Annotated in this window: 16 protein-coding genes; 9 read left to right on the top strand and 7 right to left on the bottom strand. The window is 64.7% G+C overall.

Translation table 11 applies throughout. From position 1 onward, the window contains the following. The first annotated feature begins 5 nt into the window (after positions 1–5). From M2396_RS08955 to M2396_RS08925, 7 genes are read left to right on the top strand one after another with little or no spacing between them, the layout of a single operon-like run. On the top strand, positions 6–1,238 hold the full coding sequence (locus tag M2396_RS08955; protein ID WP_188035263.1) for a type II and III secretion system protein family protein: 1,233 nt from the start codon (positions 6–8) through the stop codon (positions 1,236–1,238). Continuing rightward, positions 1,235–2,425, top strand: a complete 1,191-nt coding sequence (locus M2396_RS08950) for a pilus assembly protein (protein WP_259074291.1) — start codon at positions 1,235–1,237, stop codon at positions 2,423–2,425. The genes M2396_RS08955 and M2396_RS08950 overlap by 4 nt, the downstream gene beginning before the upstream one ends. Then, a complete protein-coding gene (locus M2396_RS08945; RefSeq protein ID WP_150571458.1) occupies positions 2,422–3,678 on the top strand; it encodes a CpaF family protein in 1,257 nt (418 codons plus the stop codon). Before M2396_RS08950 ends, M2396_RS08945 begins: the two co-directional genes overlap by 4 nt. Next, on the top strand, positions 3,675–4,556 hold the full coding sequence (locus M2396_RS08940) for a type II secretion system F family protein (RefSeq protein WP_101316120.1): 882 nt from the start codon (positions 3,675–3,677) through the stop codon (positions 4,554–4,556). Before M2396_RS08945 ends, M2396_RS08940 begins: the two co-directional genes overlap by 4 nt. After that, positions 4,553–5,446, top strand: coding sequence for a type II secretion system F family protein (locus tag M2396_RS08935; RefSeq protein ID WP_188035266.1), 894 nt, complete (start codon positions 4,553–4,555; stop codon positions 5,444–5,446). Before M2396_RS08940 ends, M2396_RS08935 begins: the two co-directional genes overlap by 4 nt. A gap of 11 nt (positions 5,447–5,457) precedes the next feature. Further along, a complete protein-coding gene (locus M2396_RS08930; protein ID WP_150571459.1) occupies positions 5,458–6,129 on the top strand; it encodes a tetratricopeptide repeat protein in 672 nt (223 codons plus the stop codon). Positions 6,130–6,178: 49 nt separating this feature from the next. After that, complete coding sequence (locus M2396_RS08925) at positions 6,179–6,439, top strand: DUF3613 domain-containing protein (RefSeq protein ID WP_101316124.1); 261 nt, start codon at positions 6,179–6,181, stop codon at positions 6,437–6,439. Here the strand turns inward: M2396_RS08925 and M2396_RS08920 are convergent. Together M2396_RS08920 and M2396_RS08915 are read right to left on the bottom strand one after the other, a co-directional pair. Continuing rightward, positions 6,436–7,233, bottom strand: coding sequence for a response regulator transcription factor (locus M2396_RS08920; protein WP_101316126.1), 798 nt, complete (start codon positions 7,231–7,233; stop codon positions 6,436–6,438). The genes M2396_RS08925 and M2396_RS08920 overlap by 4 nt on opposite strands. Positions 7,234–7,330: 97 nt before the next feature. Next, on the bottom strand, positions 7,331–7,801 hold the full coding sequence (locus M2396_RS08915; protein WP_150571460.1) for a prepilin peptidase: 471 nt from the start codon (positions 7,799–7,801) through the stop codon (positions 7,331–7,333). Positions 7,802–7,876: 75 nt separating this feature from the next. Between M2396_RS08915 and M2396_RS08910 the strand changes: the two genes are divergently transcribed. After that, the gene (locus M2396_RS08910) at positions 7,877–8,320 is read left to right on the top strand and encodes a TadE/TadG family type IV pilus assembly protein (RefSeq protein WP_150571461.1); all 444 of its coding nucleotides are present in this window, start codon (positions 7,877–7,879) and stop codon (positions 8,318–8,320) included. Then, positions 8,317–10,953, top strand: a complete 2,637-nt coding sequence (locus M2396_RS08905) for a PAS domain-containing sensor histidine kinase (protein WP_259074284.1) — start codon at positions 8,317–8,319, stop codon at positions 10,951–10,953. The genes M2396_RS08910 and M2396_RS08905 overlap by 4 nt, the downstream gene beginning before the upstream one ends. On the opposite strand, the gene M2396_RS08900 is transcribed toward M2396_RS08905, so the two are convergent. From M2396_RS08900 to M2396_RS08880, 5 genes are all read right to left on the bottom strand, one after another. Further along, complete coding sequence (locus M2396_RS08900; RefSeq protein WP_259074282.1) at positions 10,938–12,887, bottom strand: pilus assembly protein TadG-related protein; 1,950 nt, start codon at positions 12,885–12,887, stop codon at positions 10,938–10,940. The two genes, M2396_RS08905 and M2396_RS08900, sit on opposite strands and share 16 nt — an antisense overlap. Positions 12,888–13,013: 126 nt before the next feature. Then, positions 13,014–13,583 carry a DUF4136 domain-containing protein gene (locus tag M2396_RS08895; protein ID WP_181089664.1) on the bottom strand — a complete coding sequence of 190 codons (570 nt, stop codon included), beginning with the start codon at positions 13,581–13,583 and terminating at the stop codon, positions 13,014–13,016. 20 nt (positions 13,584–13,603) lie between these two features. Then, positions 13,604–14,236 (bottom strand): DUF4136 domain-containing protein, encoded by a 633-nt coding sequence (locus tag M2396_RS08890; RefSeq protein ID WP_259074279.1) that lies wholly within the window; start codon positions 14,234–14,236, stop codon positions 13,604–13,606. 22 nt (positions 14,237–14,258) lie between these two features. Next, positions 14,259–15,008 (bottom strand): methyltransferase domain-containing protein, encoded by a 750-nt coding sequence (locus M2396_RS08885; RefSeq protein WP_150571465.1) that lies wholly within the window; start codon positions 15,006–15,008, stop codon positions 14,259–14,261. Continuing rightward, a complete protein-coding gene (locus M2396_RS08880) occupies positions 15,005–15,310 on the bottom strand; it encodes a MazG-like family protein (RefSeq protein ID WP_103435930.1) in 306 nt (101 codons plus the stop codon). The genes M2396_RS08885 and M2396_RS08880 overlap by 4 nt, the downstream gene beginning before the upstream one ends. Positions 15,311–15,359 lie beyond the last annotated feature (49 nt).

Here is a 15,359-nt window from a genome sequence, read left to right as displayed (position 1 = left end):
CAGCCATGCGTAGTTCCTCGCGGTTATTCACTCCGTTGTGCCTGGCGTTGACGCTGCTCGGCGCCGCGCCTTGTGCGCAAGCGGCTGACAAAGGCTGTGCCGCGGTGGCCGAGTTGCCCTCGGTGATCGAGATGGACCAAGGCCTGCAGCAGGAGCTGCGCCTGCCGCTGGCCATCAGCCGGGTGGCCGTCGGCGAACCCAAGGTGGCCGACGTGCAGGCCAGCGGCCCGCGCGCGGTATTGCTGACGGCGCTGGCGCCTGGCAGCACCAGCCTGATGCTGTGGACTGCCTGCGCGGCGACGCCGCACCGGGCGATGTTGTTCGTCAAAGGCAGTGCCTCGGTGGACATGGCGCTGCCCTCGCAGGATGAGCAACTGCCGATCCAGGTACAGGCCGACATCCGCTTTGTCGAAGTGCATCGCAGCAAATACAAGGAAGCCGGCGCGCGGTTGTTCTTCAGTGGATCGAACAACAGCCTGATCGGCTCGCCAGGCAGTGTGCCGGGCGTCAATGTCTCGCCGGGCAACGTGCCGGTGGCGCGGCCGCTGATCCCGCTCAACGACAATGTCTTCAACATCGTCTGGGGTGGCGGCAGCAGCCGCTTTCTGGCAGCCATCAGCGCGCTGGAAAACAGCGGGTTCGCCTACACCCTGGCCCGTCCCAGCCTGACCGTGCTCAGCGGCCTGACCGCAAGTTTTCTCGCCGGTGGCGAAATCCCTATCCCGGTGCCGAGCGCCGGCAGCGACAACGTGTCGATCGAGTACAAGGAGTTCGGCGTGCGTCTGGCGCTGACGCCGACGGTGGTCAGCCGCGATCGCATCACCCTCAAGGTGGCACCCGAGGTCAGCGAGCTGGACTACAACAATGCCGTGAATATCGCCGGTACCTTGGTGCCCGGGCTGAGTGTGCGGCGTACCGACACCAGCATTTCGCTGGCCGATGGCGAGAGCTTCATCATCAGCGGGCTGGTCAGCAGCAATACCCGCTCCTCTGTAGACAAACTGCCAGGACTCGGCAACCTGCCTGTGCTTGGTGCGTTCTTTCGTCAGTCGGCACTGGTGCGTGAAGAGACCGAACTGCTGATGATCGTCACCCCCCATCTGGTCCAGCCCCTGGCCGCCAACGCCCGACTTCCGGAGCTGCCCGGCGAAAGTCTGCGCAGTTACGACCCCAGCTGGGGCCGCTTGTTTTTCATGGAAAACGGCAACTTCGACGGCCGTAGCGGGTTATCACGATGACTGACAGCCTCAACCAGACCTACCTGGCGATCACCCGCAATGAAGAAGACCTGCACTGGTTGCAGGGCGCCTTGGCACCGCTCGGCCAGGTCATCGGCACCAGCGGCGGCAGCCTCGATGAACTGCTGGCACTGGTCGACGTGACCTTCAGCAACCTGGTGTTCATCGGCCTGGACCGTGAGCAGTTGGTCAACCAGTGCGCGCTGATCGAAGGCGTACTCGAGGCCAAGCCGATGCTGGCCATCGTTGCCCTTGGCGACGGCATGGACAACCAGCTAGTGTTGCACGCCATGCGCGCCGGAGCGCGTGACTTCGTTGCCTACGGCTCGCGCTCGAGTGAAGTTGCCGGGCTGGTGCGGCGCCTCGGCAAACGTCTGCCGGCGGTGTCCAGCAACCCCAGCCTGGGCGGCCTCACTGTGCTCTATGGTGCTCAGCGCGGCGCTGATGGGGCCTTGCTCACCACCCATCTGGCGCGGGTAGTCCAAGACAGCGGCCAGCAGACCCTGCTGCTCGACCTGGGCCTGCCGCGTGGCGACAGCCTGGCGCTGCTCGGGCTGGAAGCCTCGTTCTTTTTTGGCGACGCCTTGCGCCACCTGCGGCGCCTCGACACCTCATTGATCGACAGCGCCTTCAGCCGTGACAACAGCGGTCTGCGCATTCTGGCCTACGCCGACACCGACGAGCCCTTGCGTAATACCAGCGCCGCCGAGCTGTACATGCTGCTCAGCGCCCTGCGCCAGCACTTTCAGCATATCGTCGTCAACCTGACCGGGCAGGCCGACAGCGAAGCCCTGCGCACCATCATCAGCCACTGCGACAAGCTGATCGTGTATACCGACCAGAACATCCTCGACTGCCGGCGCAACCTGGACGTGCTCGATCAATGGCGCGACCGCGGCATCAAGCTGGAGCACGCCAGCCTGCTGGTCGACTGCTACCTGCGTAACCTGGCGCCGGATGCCGATGCCCTGGCCAAGCGCTATGGCTTACCGCTGCTCAAGGCACTGCCGTACAGCCCGGAGCTGCGCCTGAATGCCAAGAATCAGGGCTTGAGCCTGTTCGAGCTGGCCCCGCGCGAGGCCCTCACGCAAGCCTTGCACAGCCTTGGCGAGCGCCTGGCGCATCGCTCCGAGAGCCTTGAGCGACCGACCCTGACCTGGCTGCGCCGCCTGTGGTGGAGCAAATGAGCGGCGACGAACTGTTCGGCGGGCCACGCCATGCTGCAGCTGAGCCGCAGGCGCTCAAGCGCGCCCTGCACCGGCATGTGATCGACAGCATCGAAGACAGCGGCCGTAGCCTGCTCGAAGGCGCCCGGCCGGCGCTGACCCAGTTCGTCTACGAGCAGGTCGGCGACTATGTCGCGCGCCTGCGCCTGGCCCTTTCGCGTTATGAAATGGAGCGCATGGCCGAGGAACTGGTCGATGAGCTGACCGGATATGGCCCGCTGGAGGTGCTGCTGCGCGACCCCAGCGTGACCGAAATTCTGGTCAACGGGCCGCACCGGGTATTTGTCGAACGCGCCGGTTTGCTGCAATTGACCGACCTGCGCTTCATCGATGCGCAGCATGTCGAGCGGGTCATGCAGCGCATTCTTGCGCCACTCGGGCGGCGCCTGGATGAATCATCGCCAATGGTTGATGCGCGCCTGCCGGATGGCAGCCGGGTCAACGCGATCATCCCGCCGGTGGCGCTGGATGGGCCGTGCCTGTCGATTCGCAAGTTTCGCAGCGACATGCTCAAGGGCGCCGACCTGCTCGCCACTCGGGCCATCGACCAGGCCATCTTCGACTTCCTCGAACGGGCGGTGGGCCGGCGCTGCAATATCCTCGTCAGCGGCGGTACCGGTACCGGCAAGACCACCCTGCTGAATATCCTCAGCCAAATGATCGCACCGCAGGAGCGTCTGGTGACCATCGAGGATGTGGCCGAACTGCAATTGCATCACCCCCATGTGGTGCGCCTGGAGACGCGCCCGCCGAATGTCGAAGGGCATGGCGAGATCAAGTCCAGCGAGCTGATCCGCAACGCCCTGCGCATGCGCCCGGACCGCATCCTGCTTGGCGAGATCAGGGGCGGCGAAGTGCTCGACGTGCTGACCGCGATGAACACCGGGCATGACGGCTCGATGAGCACGGTGCACGCCAACACCGCCCAGGACGCCTTGCTGCGGCTGGAGACGCTGGTCGGCCTGAGTGGTCGGCAGATTGCCGAGAAGACCCTGCGCCAGATGATCTGCGCCGCGCTCGACGTGGTCATCCAGCTGACCCGCCTGGCCGATGGCCGGCGCTGTGTCAGCGAGGTGCTGGAAGTGGTCGGGGTGCGCGACGACGTCTACGTCACCAACACCCTGTTCCGCCTCGACCGGCGCGGCGGCGATGTGTTCTTGCGCGATGCGCCGAACCCCGCCGGGGCCAAGCTGCGCAACGACGGTGTGCTGTGAGCGGGGCGCTGCTGCTGGCCCTGTCGCCCCTGCTGCTGGGGGTGGCACTGCTGCTGTTGCGCCAGGGCCTGTACAAGCGCGGCGAAGAGCGCACCTTGCTGCGCCTGGGCCGCGCCTTTCGCGCCGTGCACAGCAGCAAGGCCCGCCGTGACTGGTTTGATCCACTGCTGCAACGCGCAGGTTTCGACACCGCGCAGTTCAACCCCAAACCGTGGCTGCTGGGCTGGCTGGCCGGGGTGATCGTCGCGCAACTGGCAGCGGGCTGGACGGCGGCACTGATGCTTGCGCTGAGTGTGCCTGTGCTGGGTCGGCTGTACCTGAGCTGGCGTTATCGGCGCCGGGTGCGTTTGATCATCGAGCAACTGCCCGGCCTGCTCGACTACAGCGTGCGCAGCCTCAAGGCCGGCCGCACGCTCAATGACGCTGTGCTCGGCGGTATCGATGGTACGCGCGAGCCGTTGCAGTCGGCCATGCAGCGGGTGCGCCGCAATGTGCGCCTGGGGGTGAGCCTGGACGTTGCCGTGAGCGAGCTGGCCGAGCTGTATGACCAGGCCGAGCTGCGCCTGTTTGCCATGGGCCTGCGCATCAATCAGCAGTACGGCGGCAATGCCAGCGAGTTGATGGAAAACCTGATCAAGTTGATCCGCGAGCGTGAGCAGGGCGCACGCCAGCTCAAGGCAATGACCGGCGAAACCCGCGTGACGGCATGCATTCTCGGCGCGCTGCCGCTGACCATGGTCGGCTATTTCTTGCTCGGTAATCCCAGTTACCTGCTGGGCATGTGGCGCGACAGTCAGGGCCAGATGCTGTTGTTGCTGGCATTTGCCCTGCAGTTGCTCGGCTGCCTGGTGTTGTGGCGCATGATGAGGAGCCTGTGAGCGCGGCCTGGCTGCTGTGCGCGCTGTGCCTGTTGGCCGGCTGCGGGCTGCTGGCTGCGCAGTTGCTGCGCCGGCTGCGCACGCGCTTGCTGATTGCCCGGCGCTTGCAGGGCCAGTTGGCGCGGCAAGAACGTTTTGGTGACTGGCTGCAATGGCTGGGTAGCAGTGGCCTGGGCCGGCGCCTGCAAAAGCTCGATGGCGAAACCCAGACCTTGCTCGATCGCCTGGGCTGGCGCCGCAGCCGCCAGCGCGCACTGTTTGCGGCGGTGCAACTGGGTCTGCCGCTGCTGGCGGTGGTGCTGGCGCTGCTGCTGCAGCATGGCGTGGACGGGGTTTGGGCTGGTCATTGGCTGGTGCTGCCGCTGTGCGCGTTGGGCCTGGGTTATCTGCTGCCCAAGCGATTTCTGGCGGTGGCCGCCGCGCGTCGTCAGCAGCGGATCGCCCACGAAATCAGCTTGCTGATCCCGTTGCTGCGCATCCTCTTCGAGACCGGGCTGACCGTCGAGCAGGCGCTACGGGTGTTGAGCCAGGAAGGCCGCACGCTGGTGCCGCAGATCAGCGAAGAGTTGCGCCTGATTCTGCAGCGGGTCGACTCCGGTCTGACCCTGGCTGGCGAGCTGGAGAAAACCGCTAACCTGCTGGCCGTCGACGAGTTCAGCGACACCTGCGTGATTCTGCGCCAGCTGCTGGTACAGGGCAGCGGTGCGTTGAAGTCACTACTGGCACTGAAAACCCTGCTCGATGACCGGCGCCTGACACGCCTGCAAGAGCGTGTATCGAAGATGTCGGCAAAGATGTCGGCAGTGATGATGGTGTTTCTGTTTCCGGCCTTGCTGATCGTGCTGGCGGGGCCGGGTTTGACTGCGTTGGCACGGGCATTGGGCTCGTGAGGGGAGGGCTGATGAAGCGATTGATGGTACTGCTGGGCGTGCTCGCCCTGAGTGGTTGCGCCGGACAAGCGCCTGGCGGCCTGGCACAGATGCTCGGCAGCGGCGGTTGCGCCAAGCCGGACGCTGACCAGCAACTGGCGCTGAACCTTGCCGATGAAATGCTCAATGAAGGCCGCCCGCACGCGAGCCTTGCGCACCTGCAGGAGCTGCCTGACAGCCTTGCCCAGGTGCGCCTGCGCAAGGCCAAGGTGTCGCGCCTGCTTGGTCGCAGCGAAGCCGAGCCGTTGTACCGCAGCCTGCTCGGCGGCTGCCTGGCGGCCGAGGGCGAGCATGGTCTGGGCCAGTTGGCCTCGGCCCGCGGCGATGATGTGCAGGCGCTGCAGAACCTGCAGCGTGCCGTGCGCCTGGCACCGACCGATGAAAAGGTGCGCAATGACCTGGGCGTGGTACTGATGAATCTGGGCCGGCATGAACAGGCCCGCTTCGAGTTTCTCACGGCGCTGGAACTCAAGGACGACAACCAGTTGCCAGCAGTCAACCTGGTGACCTTGTCGCTGCTGCAGGACAACTGGCAGCAGGCGGCTGATCTGGTCGCTCGATTGCGCCTGAAGCCGCAGCAGTTCGCCGAGGCCCAGGCGCGGGCCAAGCAGTTGCAGGCCATTGCGCGGGCGCCACTCAGCTGATCGCCAACGCCAGCGGCGCTGGCAACCGGCCTATATGGAGACAGTCGTCATGCTCAAATCGTTGATCCTGCTTGCCTGCATCGCCTTCCCAATTGACGCGTTGGCGGCTGAAACCACCTATCCGCCGCCAGCCGAGACTGCCACCGAAGCACTGCTGCGGGTGCAGTCGAGCAATCAGCAGGCGTCGAGCAGGCCCCAGCAGCAGACTGCTCGCGAACGCGACCAGTCCATGCAGCGCTGGCTGGACAGCTACAAGTATCAGATCCCGGACTTCTTCCGCTGGGAGAAGGTCAGCTCCGAGAAAAACTAGTGGGTCGTGAAGCGCTGGTGCAGTGGTGACATACGCGGCGTCAGGGCCAGCGCCAGCTGGGTGCGGTTGTGCATGTGGGTCAGGCGCAGCACCTGCGAGACGTACAGCTTTACCGTGTTCTCGGTGATGCCCAGCTCGCAGGCAATCTGGTAGTTGGTCTTGCCCTTGCTCACCAGCTTGGCCACTTCCATCTGCCGTGGCGACAGCTTGTCGAACACTGCCGGCAGCTCGCCCTCGCTTTCCGGCGCATCGCCAGCGCGGCGGTGCACACCCTGGCCACGGGCCTTTTCCAGGTCCTGATAGAGGTCATCGATCGAGTCGGCCAGATACTGCAGACGCTCATTCAACGTGCCCAGCTCGCGGAAGTTGCGCCGCCGCTCCAGCAGGGTCTGCTCCAGCCGGCGTACCCCCGTCAGCAACTCGTTCAGGTCCATGGGTTTCTGGTAGTAGTCAGCAAAGCCTTCGCGCAGGGCGCGGATGACGTCCTGCTTGTCGGCGCGGCCGGTCAGCATTATCGCCTCGAACATGCGCTGGCGCCCGGCCTGCTCCTTGAGTGCGCGCATCAGTTCGATACCATCTCGTTCTGGCATGTGCAGGTCACTAAGGATCAGGCCGATGCCATCGTCGGCCTGGAAACGCTCCAGCGCCTCAGCCGTCGAGTGAGCGGCAAAACAGACATAGCCTTGCTCCTCGAGAAACTCACATAACTCTTCGACGATTATCGGCTGGTCGTCGACTACCAGTATTTTTACCTCGCTTACCGATTTGCTCACGATCAACTCCCTGTTCAACATGTGCCGCTCCAATGCCAGACCTGCTCGTCCTATAGAAAGTAGGCTGACCTCGTGATTATGTACAAAGGCTGTACAACTTATGCGACAGCAGGTCGCGCTATTGGATCCATACAGATGCCAGGAGGAAGCCGACCAGCACGTAAGGGGCAAATGGCTGCTTGTCGCCAACCTGTTCGGCGAGGATCTGCAAGCGTTTTTTCACTTTGGGATTGAGCAGGCTCCACAACCGCCGACGTGTCAGCAGCCAGAGCAACACAGCCACGCCGGCGCCGATGAAGGTGCCGAGTACGTAGTAATGACTGGTGGCCAGAGCCAGGGCGCCCATCAGCTTGACGTCGCCCGCGCCGAAGCGCCCGAGCATATAGCCGGGCAAGGTCAACAGCATGACGATGGCCAGGGCCCAGCCGGCTTCACTGGCATCGGCGCCGATCCAGCTCTTGCCGGTGGCGAACAGCCAGGCCAGGGCGCAGGCAGCCACGCCCAGGGTGAGCGTGTTGGAAATCTGCCGTTCACGGACATCCTGTTCAGTACACAAGGCCAGCCACATCAAGACAACTATGCTGTGCATTGGCAAATCGCCATCCCTATTCGTTGAACACTTCTATGCTCAGAGGCAGGTTTCATAGTCAGGGTAGACGCGAACATGCAAGCAGGCTCGGCGGGACGGCAAAAAGGCGCAGCAGCCATCGAATTTGTCGCTGTATTCATGGTGTTTTTTGCAGTGTTCTACGGGCTGGTCAGCTATGCGCTACCGATGCTCATGCTGCAATCGTTCAATCAGGCCAGCAGCGAGGCGGTACGCCGCTGTGTGGCCCTCGACCCCACCAGTGCCTCGTATGCCACTGATGTGCAAAACGTTGCCCGTCAGGCTATCGACCAGCAACTGGCGTGGATGCCGGCGGCGCTGGGCTTTCGCTCGGCCACCGATGCCCAGGTCAGCCTGGCGGCGAACAAGCTGCTGACGGTGACCATCGACTATCCCCGTGAGCGCCTCACCGCGTTGGTGCCGGTGCTGCGCTTGCCCTTGATCGGCGAGGTGCCACGCCTGCCGGCGCGGCTCAAGGCCGAAGCGAGCCTGCAATTATGAGCGGCCTGTTCGATCGTTGGCGCACGGCGGCCGAGCCGGCCGCAGACTATCATCCACCGCTGCCGATCGGCCTGCAGGTCTGGCTGGACGATCAAGCGCGGGTATTGCGCCTGGGCGGCCCGCTGCGCAGCGTGCTCGCTTTGCCCGCGCCGGGCGCTGGGCGACTGCACGATTACCTGCAGCGGCGCAGTTGGCTGGTGATCGAAGGGGCGCCGGCCGATTGGCAAGGGCAGCCACTGGACCTGGATTTTCATGGCGTGCTTGGCCAGCCATTGCACACCCGCGGCTGGCTGCTGCGCCAGAGCGAGGGCTGGATGCTGCAGCTGTTCGATATCGGTGACCTGCTGCACGAACACGCCAGCACGCAGCAGCAACAGGTCGAGCAGCAGCTTGCAGCCGATATCAGCCGTGCCCTGCGCGACTGCAGTGAAGCGCATCTGCAGCAAACCGTCAGCGAACAACTGCAGCGCCTGGCCGAGCACTGGCAAGCGGCCTCGCTGCAGTTGTTACTCTGCGACGATCAACGGTGGCGCAGCTACGCCCGCAGTGACGCAACCTGGCCCTGGCCTGACCCCAGCCGTTTGCAGCCGTGGTTGGTGCAGTTGCCCGCGCAGGGTTTGCTCGATGGCCCTGCGTCTGCCGAGTTGCAGGCGCTGTGTGCCGACCCCGGCCTATGCCTGCTGCCTTATCGGCAAGGGCCGCAGGTGCAAGCCTGGCTGCTGTGCGCCGGTGTCGCCACGCCGCTGCACGGTGAGCCAGCACAGGCCCTGATGCAGGCGCTGCTGCAACCGCTGCTGGGCCACCTGCACCACGCCCGCAGCGTGCATCAGGCGCGGCATCTGCAGCAGCTGCAGCAGCAGTTGGGCGCGGGTTGGTGGGAGTGGTCGCTGAATGGCCCGCTGCAGCTCGACCCATGCCTTGCCGCCAGCCTTGAGCTGCCTGCGCAAGTAAGCCTGGAGCAATGGTTGGCGCGGCTGCATCCGGCCGACCGCGAACCGCTGCAGTTGGCGCTTGAGCAAGCCTGGGCGGGCCGCGAGCTGAGTGTGAGCCTGCGCCTGCCGGGCACTGACGCACCGCGCTGGTTGCATTGGGCAGGGCAACTGCAGGGCCGCCAGTTGCGCGGCTTCATCCTCGACGTCAGTGCGCTCAAGGCCCAGGAGCTGCAAACCAGCGCCGCGCGGGCCCGGCTGGAAAACCTGATCGCCAGCTCGCCGGCAGTGATCTATGTGCAGCGCTGCAGCGACGGCGCGCTGCACAGCGAATTCTTCAGCGCCAGCTTGCAGCCCATGCTTGGCTGGGCGGCCGACAGCGAGCAGGCGCGCCAGCCTGGCCTGGCCGTGCACCCGGATGATCATGCGCTGTGGTTGCAACGCACCCGCGACCTGCTGCGCGAGGGCCAGGCCCGCTGCCGCGTGCGCCTGCGCGACAGCCGCGGCGGTTATCACTGGATTCTTGATGAAGCGCGCTTGCTGCGTGATGACCTCGGCCAGCCGCTGGAAGTGGTCGGCCTGTGGCTGGATGTCAGCGAGGCCACCGAAGCGGCTGAGCGCGTGCGCCAGAGCGAAGAGCGCTATCGGGTGCTGGTAGAAGACTCGCCCGCGATGATCTGCCGCTACCGGCCTGACCTGAGCCTGATGTTCGGCAACCGGCCATTGGCCGACTACCTGCAATGCACGCCGGAGCAACTGGTAGGGATGGATCTGGGGCAGTGGTTGTCGCCGGCGCAGCGCGCAGCGTTTGTCGAGCGGCTGCGGCAGCTGACCCCGGAGCAGCCGCTGAGCAGCAGCGAAATCTGTCTGCAGCTGCCCGGCCGCGAGCACGCCTGGTGGATCTGGGCCGACCGCGGCCTGTTCGACGAGCACGGCCAACTGCTGGAAATCCAGGCCGTCGGGCGCGACAACACCGAAGTGCGGCGTAGCCAGCAGCAACTGCTGCAAGGGGCCAAGATGGCGACCTTGGGTGAACTGGCGACCGGCCTGCTGCACGAGATCAATCAGCCGCTCAATGTCATCCGGATGGCCACCGTCAACACCATCAAGCGAGTGGAAAGCGGCCTGGCCGAAACCGACTACCTGTTGGAGAAGCTGCGCCGAATCGAGGCGCAGACCGATCGCGTGGCGCGGCTGGTTGACCATATGCGCGTGTTCGGCCGGCGCTCGGAGGTAGAGCGCGAGTGGTTCCCGGCCTGGACTGCAGTGACTGCTGCGGTGGCGTTGCTCGATGAAGGCCTGCGCGGCAAAGGCGTGAGCGTGCAGGTCAGCGTGCCAGATGAGCAGCCACAAGTGCTTGGCCATCAGGATCAGCTCGAACAGGTGGTGATCAACCTGCTGGTCAACGCCCGCGATGCATTGCTCGGGCTGGGGCGGCGCGACGCGGCGATCAGCCTGCACCAGAGCCTTGAGCCGGGCAGCGTAGTGCTGTGGGTGCAGGATAACGGCGGCGGCATTGATCCCCAGCTGCATGAGCGCATCTTCGAACCGTTCTTCACCACCAAGCCTGCCGGCGTCGGTACCGGCCTTGGCCTGTCGGTCAGTCATGGCATCGTCAGCGCCATGGGCGGCAGACTGCAGGTGAGCAATCAGGGCGACGGTGCCTGCTTCTGTATTCGCCTGCCATGTCACAGCATCAGCTGAGCGCGGCCCCCGGCGCAGGTCAGGTTGGCGCCCACGGCCGCGTTGTTGAGGTCGATCCCGAGTACCTTCAGCAGGGCGTTGACCAATGGATCGAGGAGGGGGCTGAGCAGGCTTTTGATCACCGGCTCCAGCAGCAGCTTGACGCCGTCGAGCAGGCCGGCGGTCAGCACCAGAATGTCGCCCAGGGCGCTGTTGCTGGTGGGCTTGTAGGCCTCCAGATGAATCCCCATGAGGGTGTCGCTGAGGCTAGCGACCACCAGGGTGTCCGCCAACGGCAGATATGCCGGCGCCAGGCCGATGTTCGGCGGTTCGCTGCTGGCTTTGAACAACAACGGCAGGTCCAGCGGGCCGCTGCCGAGAACCTTGCTGTTGACCCGCACACCGATGCCGCCACCGGCATACGGCACCCGGGTGCCGCACGAGGGCGGCAGGATCAGCAGGCGGCTGCAATAGTTGGTACCGATGTCGATCAGCGGCAGCGCCTTGACTGCTGTGGTGCCTTGGGTGAAGAAAGTCTCAGGGGTATCGAATTTGCCAACCGCGATTTTTACCGCTGATTTGCGCGACGCTGTTTTCAGGCTCTTGGGTGAGCAACTGAACGCATCCGCCGCAGTGGGCGTGAGCATCGCGCTGGCCTCGGCCACTTCCAGGCCGATGTCGATGTGCAGCTTGTCTTCGAGCAGTTTGATGTCGCTGACCTTGCACGGTATCCCGAGTGCGCAGCCTACCGATTGCAGCGTGCCGGACAGATTGAGGCTGAGCAGGTTGTTGAGGATATTGGTCAACGGCGCGGCCAGGTCGAGCACTGCATTGAGCAGCCCGGCGATGCCACCCAGCAGCGGCAGGTCAAGGGAGATCAGGGCCCGGATCTGCGCAGTGTGAACAGCCAGTTGATCCTTGCTCGGGTCGCCGATTGCCGAGATCTGCTGCGGCTCGATCACCTTGATGCGCACGCGGCCGTTGAGCAGCCCCAGCACGCTGAGCGGCAGATCGGCGGTAACCGCGCTGTCCCTGGCGGCCAGCTGGATCACCCCCTGCACCATTTGCAGCAGCTGGATGTTCGCATCCAGGCCGGCTTGGGCGGTGCCGTTCTTAATGTTCAGCAGTTCGCCCAGATTGAGCAGGGTACCGTTGGCGCTGCCGGCCGCCAGATTGCCCAGATTGGTCACTACATCCACTGCAGCGCCGCCTTGCTGCAAGACCTTGGCGGCGGCGTTGAGTAACTGGCTCAGGGTGGCGTCGGCGTTGAGCAGTTGCTGGTAGTCGCCGGCCTTGACCTTGAGGTCGATGGCCAACTGATCGAGGTATTTGAGCAGGTTGATGTTGGTGTCGGCGATACCCTGCCAGCCGGCGAGGCTGAGTTGTGCAGTACTGCCAAGCGCACTCAACAGGCCGTTGAGCAAGCTCGACTGTCGCGAATCCAGGTTAACCAGGGTAGTGCGAATGCGCAGCATGGCTTGGGCGGGGAGGGGCTTGGCCGCCACGGCGCTGGCGCGCAAGGTCGAGGTGGCTGGCAGCTGGCCGTTGCGCACCAGCGCGAACACGCCGCCGGCAATGCTGGTAGTGACGGTATGGCTGACATCAACCTTGATCACTTCGGCACGGGCATTGTTGCTGGTAAAGGCGCGCACGCTGTTGGCGCCGGTCTGCAGGTAGCCACAAAGCGCCTGCAGCGGATCCTCCGGCAAGTGGCCGTTGCGGGTCGCCGCAGCGCGGGCAATGGCGCTGGCTTGTGGGCCGCTGCCCGTGCACACGGCGGATTGGCCGGCGGCTTCCAGCGCCGCCATGTCGGCAATCCGCTGCAACTTGCGTTGCTCAAGATAGAGTCTGCCGCTGTCGACTACCAACAACAGAAACAGCAACGCCAGGCCGAGCGTCATCGCCGCCATCAGGCCGATTGCGCCGCGTTGGCGCAGGGCAGAACGCGTACCCACAGGCACTCCTTTGCCGACCTTCAGCCATGCAGCGTGGCGGCGGTGTCAGGAGTGTAGTCAAGGTGATGGCGAGTTGCCTTGATGGCAGCGGATGATGCGCCACAGGCGAACCTGTGGCGCTCAGGTCTATTTGGCGCGGCCTGGTGGATACTGGCTGAGGACCTGGTCGACGGTCTTCTGAATCGCCTGGTTACGCTCTTCCGGGCTTGGCGGGTAGCGGTTCATGATCTGCTCGGCGCTGCCGCGCCAGACCAGCTTGTCATCGCGGCCGTCGAACATGTCGACCTGAATGGTCGCGACCTTGTAGTCGACGTTGCGCGTTTCGTTGTACATCGGCCCGCCCCAATAGCCACCCCAGTAACCGCCCCAGCCGCCGCCATAGTTGGTGGTGATCTGCTGCTGGCGCTGCTCGACGATCAGGTAGGCGCGCAGCTTGAGGTCTGCACGAGCGTTACCCTGGGCCAGGCGCAAGCCGCGTTGATCGAGCTGCTGCTCGACCGCCTGGCGAATCCGCTGTTCAGTGAGGTCGCTCTTGATCCGTGGATCGTCCGGACGGTATTGCAAGGCCGGCTCCTGCCAGGCCCAGGTGCGATAGCCGGCAAAATCGCGACCGGCGTCGAAATCCTGCTGGACGTTATTGCTCGAACAGGCGCCGAGCAGCAACGCCAGGGACAACACAACGAGACTGCGCAGCATGGTGGTTTCTCCGTTAAGCGTTAACTGGGAGGATAGCCGTTGAGTGCCTTGTGCACGGATTCGCGCAGGGCGCTCTCGCGGTCGCGTGGTGAGTCGTTGTCGGCGCCGCTTTCGGCGCTGGCGCTCCACACCGGCTGACCATCACGGGCATCGAAAAAGGCGATGTGCACCACCATCACCTCAATCTGGTAGGTGCGCACGATCGGCACGCTGCCGTACGCGCCGTAGCCGTTGCGGTAGCCGCCATAACCGATGCCGCCATACGGTGCGCCACCGTAGTAAGGATCGTAGTCGTAATCGCGGACCTGGCGCAGGCGTCGCTCCAGGCGCAGGTCCGCGCTGACCAACAGATCCGCCTGGCCATTGTGCGCCGGGCGCAGCCCGTGCTGATCGAGCGCGCCGCTGACGGCATCGGCCAGTTGCGCGGGGTCGGCGTTGGCTGTGCCGCTGGGCAACTGACCATTGCGCCAGCCCCAGCTGCGGTAGCGGCCGTAGTCGCGTGGCGCGCTTGGGTAGGCGCTGCGATCAAAGGTGGTCGCGGCACTGGCCGGGGCGGGCGGGATCGGCTTGCCGCTGGCCACATACGGGTTGGTGCCCTGGCACGCGGCCAGGGCGAAGGGCAGCAGGGCCAGGCAGACAAGACGGTTGAGCATGGTTCCTCCTGGCGCGGTGCAGTCAGAGCGGGCGGCAGACCCAATGCAGGTAGCGGCCCAGGCCGGCAAAGCTTGGGTGGCGGCGGTGAGCCAGCTCCATCTCGAGCAGGTCGAGCAGCTCGGCCTTGTCCTGGAAGTCCTTGGGCATGTAGTCGTGGAACACGCGAACGCCACTTTCAGTTTCGACCGCCCACAGGCCTTCAAGTTGCGCGCGCAGTTCGCGCGGATCAAGTGGTTTCTGCGGGGTCAGGCTCTGCTTCTCGCCGGCCAGGTGATTGCTGCGCAGCTTGCGGAAATGGCCCTTGAGCAGGTTGCGGTAAACCAGTGCATCGCGGTTGTAGAATGCCAGCGACAGCCAGCCACCCGGCGCCGTCAGTTGATGCAGCACCGGCAGAATGGTCTCGGGTTCGGCCAGCCACTCGAGCACGGCATGGCACAGCACCAGGTCATAAGGCTCGGTTAACTGGCCAAGCAGATCTTGCCAGGGGGCCTGGATGAAAGTCGCGGTCTGCCCGGCTTCGGCAAAGCGGGCCCTGGCGCCATCGAGCATCGGTGCCGCCGGCTCGGCGAGGGTCACCTGATGCCCGCGCTCGGCCAGCCACAGCGCCATGTGGCCAAGGCCGGCGCCGATGTCGAGAATACGCAGCGGGCGATCGGGCAAGGCTTCAGCGAGGTCGGCTTGGAGCACAGCCAAGCGGATGGCACCTTTGGCACCGCCGTAGATTTTTTCTGCGAAGCGCGTGGCCAGGTGATCGAAATGACGGTCGTTCATCGCGCGAAGCGCCTTTCGCTGTCGGCCAGCTTGGCCCGCACCACCTGCTCCATGTCCAGCCCCAGCTCGCTGCACAGCAACAGCAGATAGAGGACCACGTCGCCGACCTCCTGGCCGGCATGGGCGAGTTGCTCGGGGGCGAGCTGGCGCGACTGGTCTTCGGTCAGCCACTGGAAGATTTCTACCAGCTCGGCCATTTCCACGCTGGCGGCCATGGCCAGGTTTTTCGGACTGTGAAAGCCGCGCCAGTCGTTGTTGTCGCGGATCTGGTGCAGGCGTGTGGTCAGTTCTTGCAAATTCATCGGGGCTCTCCTAATGGCGCATAGCTTCCGGCCAGCCCCGACGTAAAGC

Origin of the sequence: Pseudomonas sp. BIGb0278 (genome assembly GCF_024809895.1) — a bacterium.
In the GTDB taxonomy this organism is placed as follows: Bacteria; Pseudomonadota; Gammaproteobacteria; order Pseudomonadales; family Pseudomonadaceae; genus Aquipseudomonas; species Aquipseudomonas shirazensis.
The sequence above is the reverse complement of the archived record's forward strand: the minus strand, read 5'-3'. Positions and strand labels throughout refer to the sequence as shown.

Excerpts from the sequence above, each read along its gene's own strand:
- M2396_RS08920 (WP_101316126.1), bottom strand. The coding sequence starts at position 7,233 with ATGTTGAACAGGGAGTTGATCGTGAGCAAATCGGTAAGCGAGGTAAAA.
- M2396_RS08895 (WP_181089664.1), bottom strand. The coding sequence starts at position 13,583 with ATGCTGCGCAGTCTCGTTGTGTTGTCCCTGGCGTTGCTGCTCGGCGCC.
- M2396_RS08955 (WP_188035263.1), top strand. The coding sequence starts at position 6 with ATGCGTAGTTCCTCGCGGTTATTCACTCCGTTGTGCCTGGCGTTGACG.
- M2396_RS08945 (WP_150571458.1), top strand. The coding sequence starts at position 2,422 with ATGAGCGGCGACGAACTGTTCGGCGGGCCACGCCATGCTGCAGCTGAG.
- M2396_RS08890 (WP_259074279.1), bottom strand. The coding sequence starts at position 14,236 with ATGCTCAACCGTCTTGTCTGCCTGGCCCTGCTGCCCTTCGCCCTGGCC.
- M2396_RS08905 (WP_259074284.1), top strand. The coding sequence starts at position 8,317 with ATGAGCGGCCTGTTCGATCGTTGGCGCACGGCGGCCGAGCCGGCCGCA.
- M2396_RS08885 (WP_150571465.1), bottom strand. The coding sequence starts at position 15,008 with ATGAACGACCGTCATTTCGATCACCTGGCCACGCGCTTCGCAGAAAAA.
- M2396_RS08880 (WP_103435930.1), bottom strand. The coding sequence starts at position 15,310 with ATGAATTTGCAAGAACTGACCACACGCCTGCACCAGATCCGCGACAAC.
- M2396_RS08910 (WP_150571461.1), top strand. The coding sequence starts at position 7,877 with ATGCAAGCAGGCTCGGCGGGACGGCAAAAAGGCGCAGCAGCCATCGAA.
- M2396_RS08915 (WP_150571460.1), bottom strand. The coding sequence starts at position 7,801 with ATGCACAGCATAGTTGTCTTGATGTGGCTGGCCTTGTGTACTGAACAG.
- M2396_RS08950 (WP_259074291.1), top strand. The coding sequence starts at position 1,235 with ATGACTGACAGCCTCAACCAGACCTACCTGGCGATCACCCGCAATGAA.
- M2396_RS08930 (WP_150571459.1), top strand. The coding sequence starts at position 5,458 with ATGAAGCGATTGATGGTACTGCTGGGCGTGCTCGCCCTGAGTGGTTGC.
- M2396_RS08925 (WP_101316124.1), top strand. The coding sequence starts at position 6,179 with ATGCTCAAATCGTTGATCCTGCTTGCCTGCATCGCCTTCCCAATTGAC.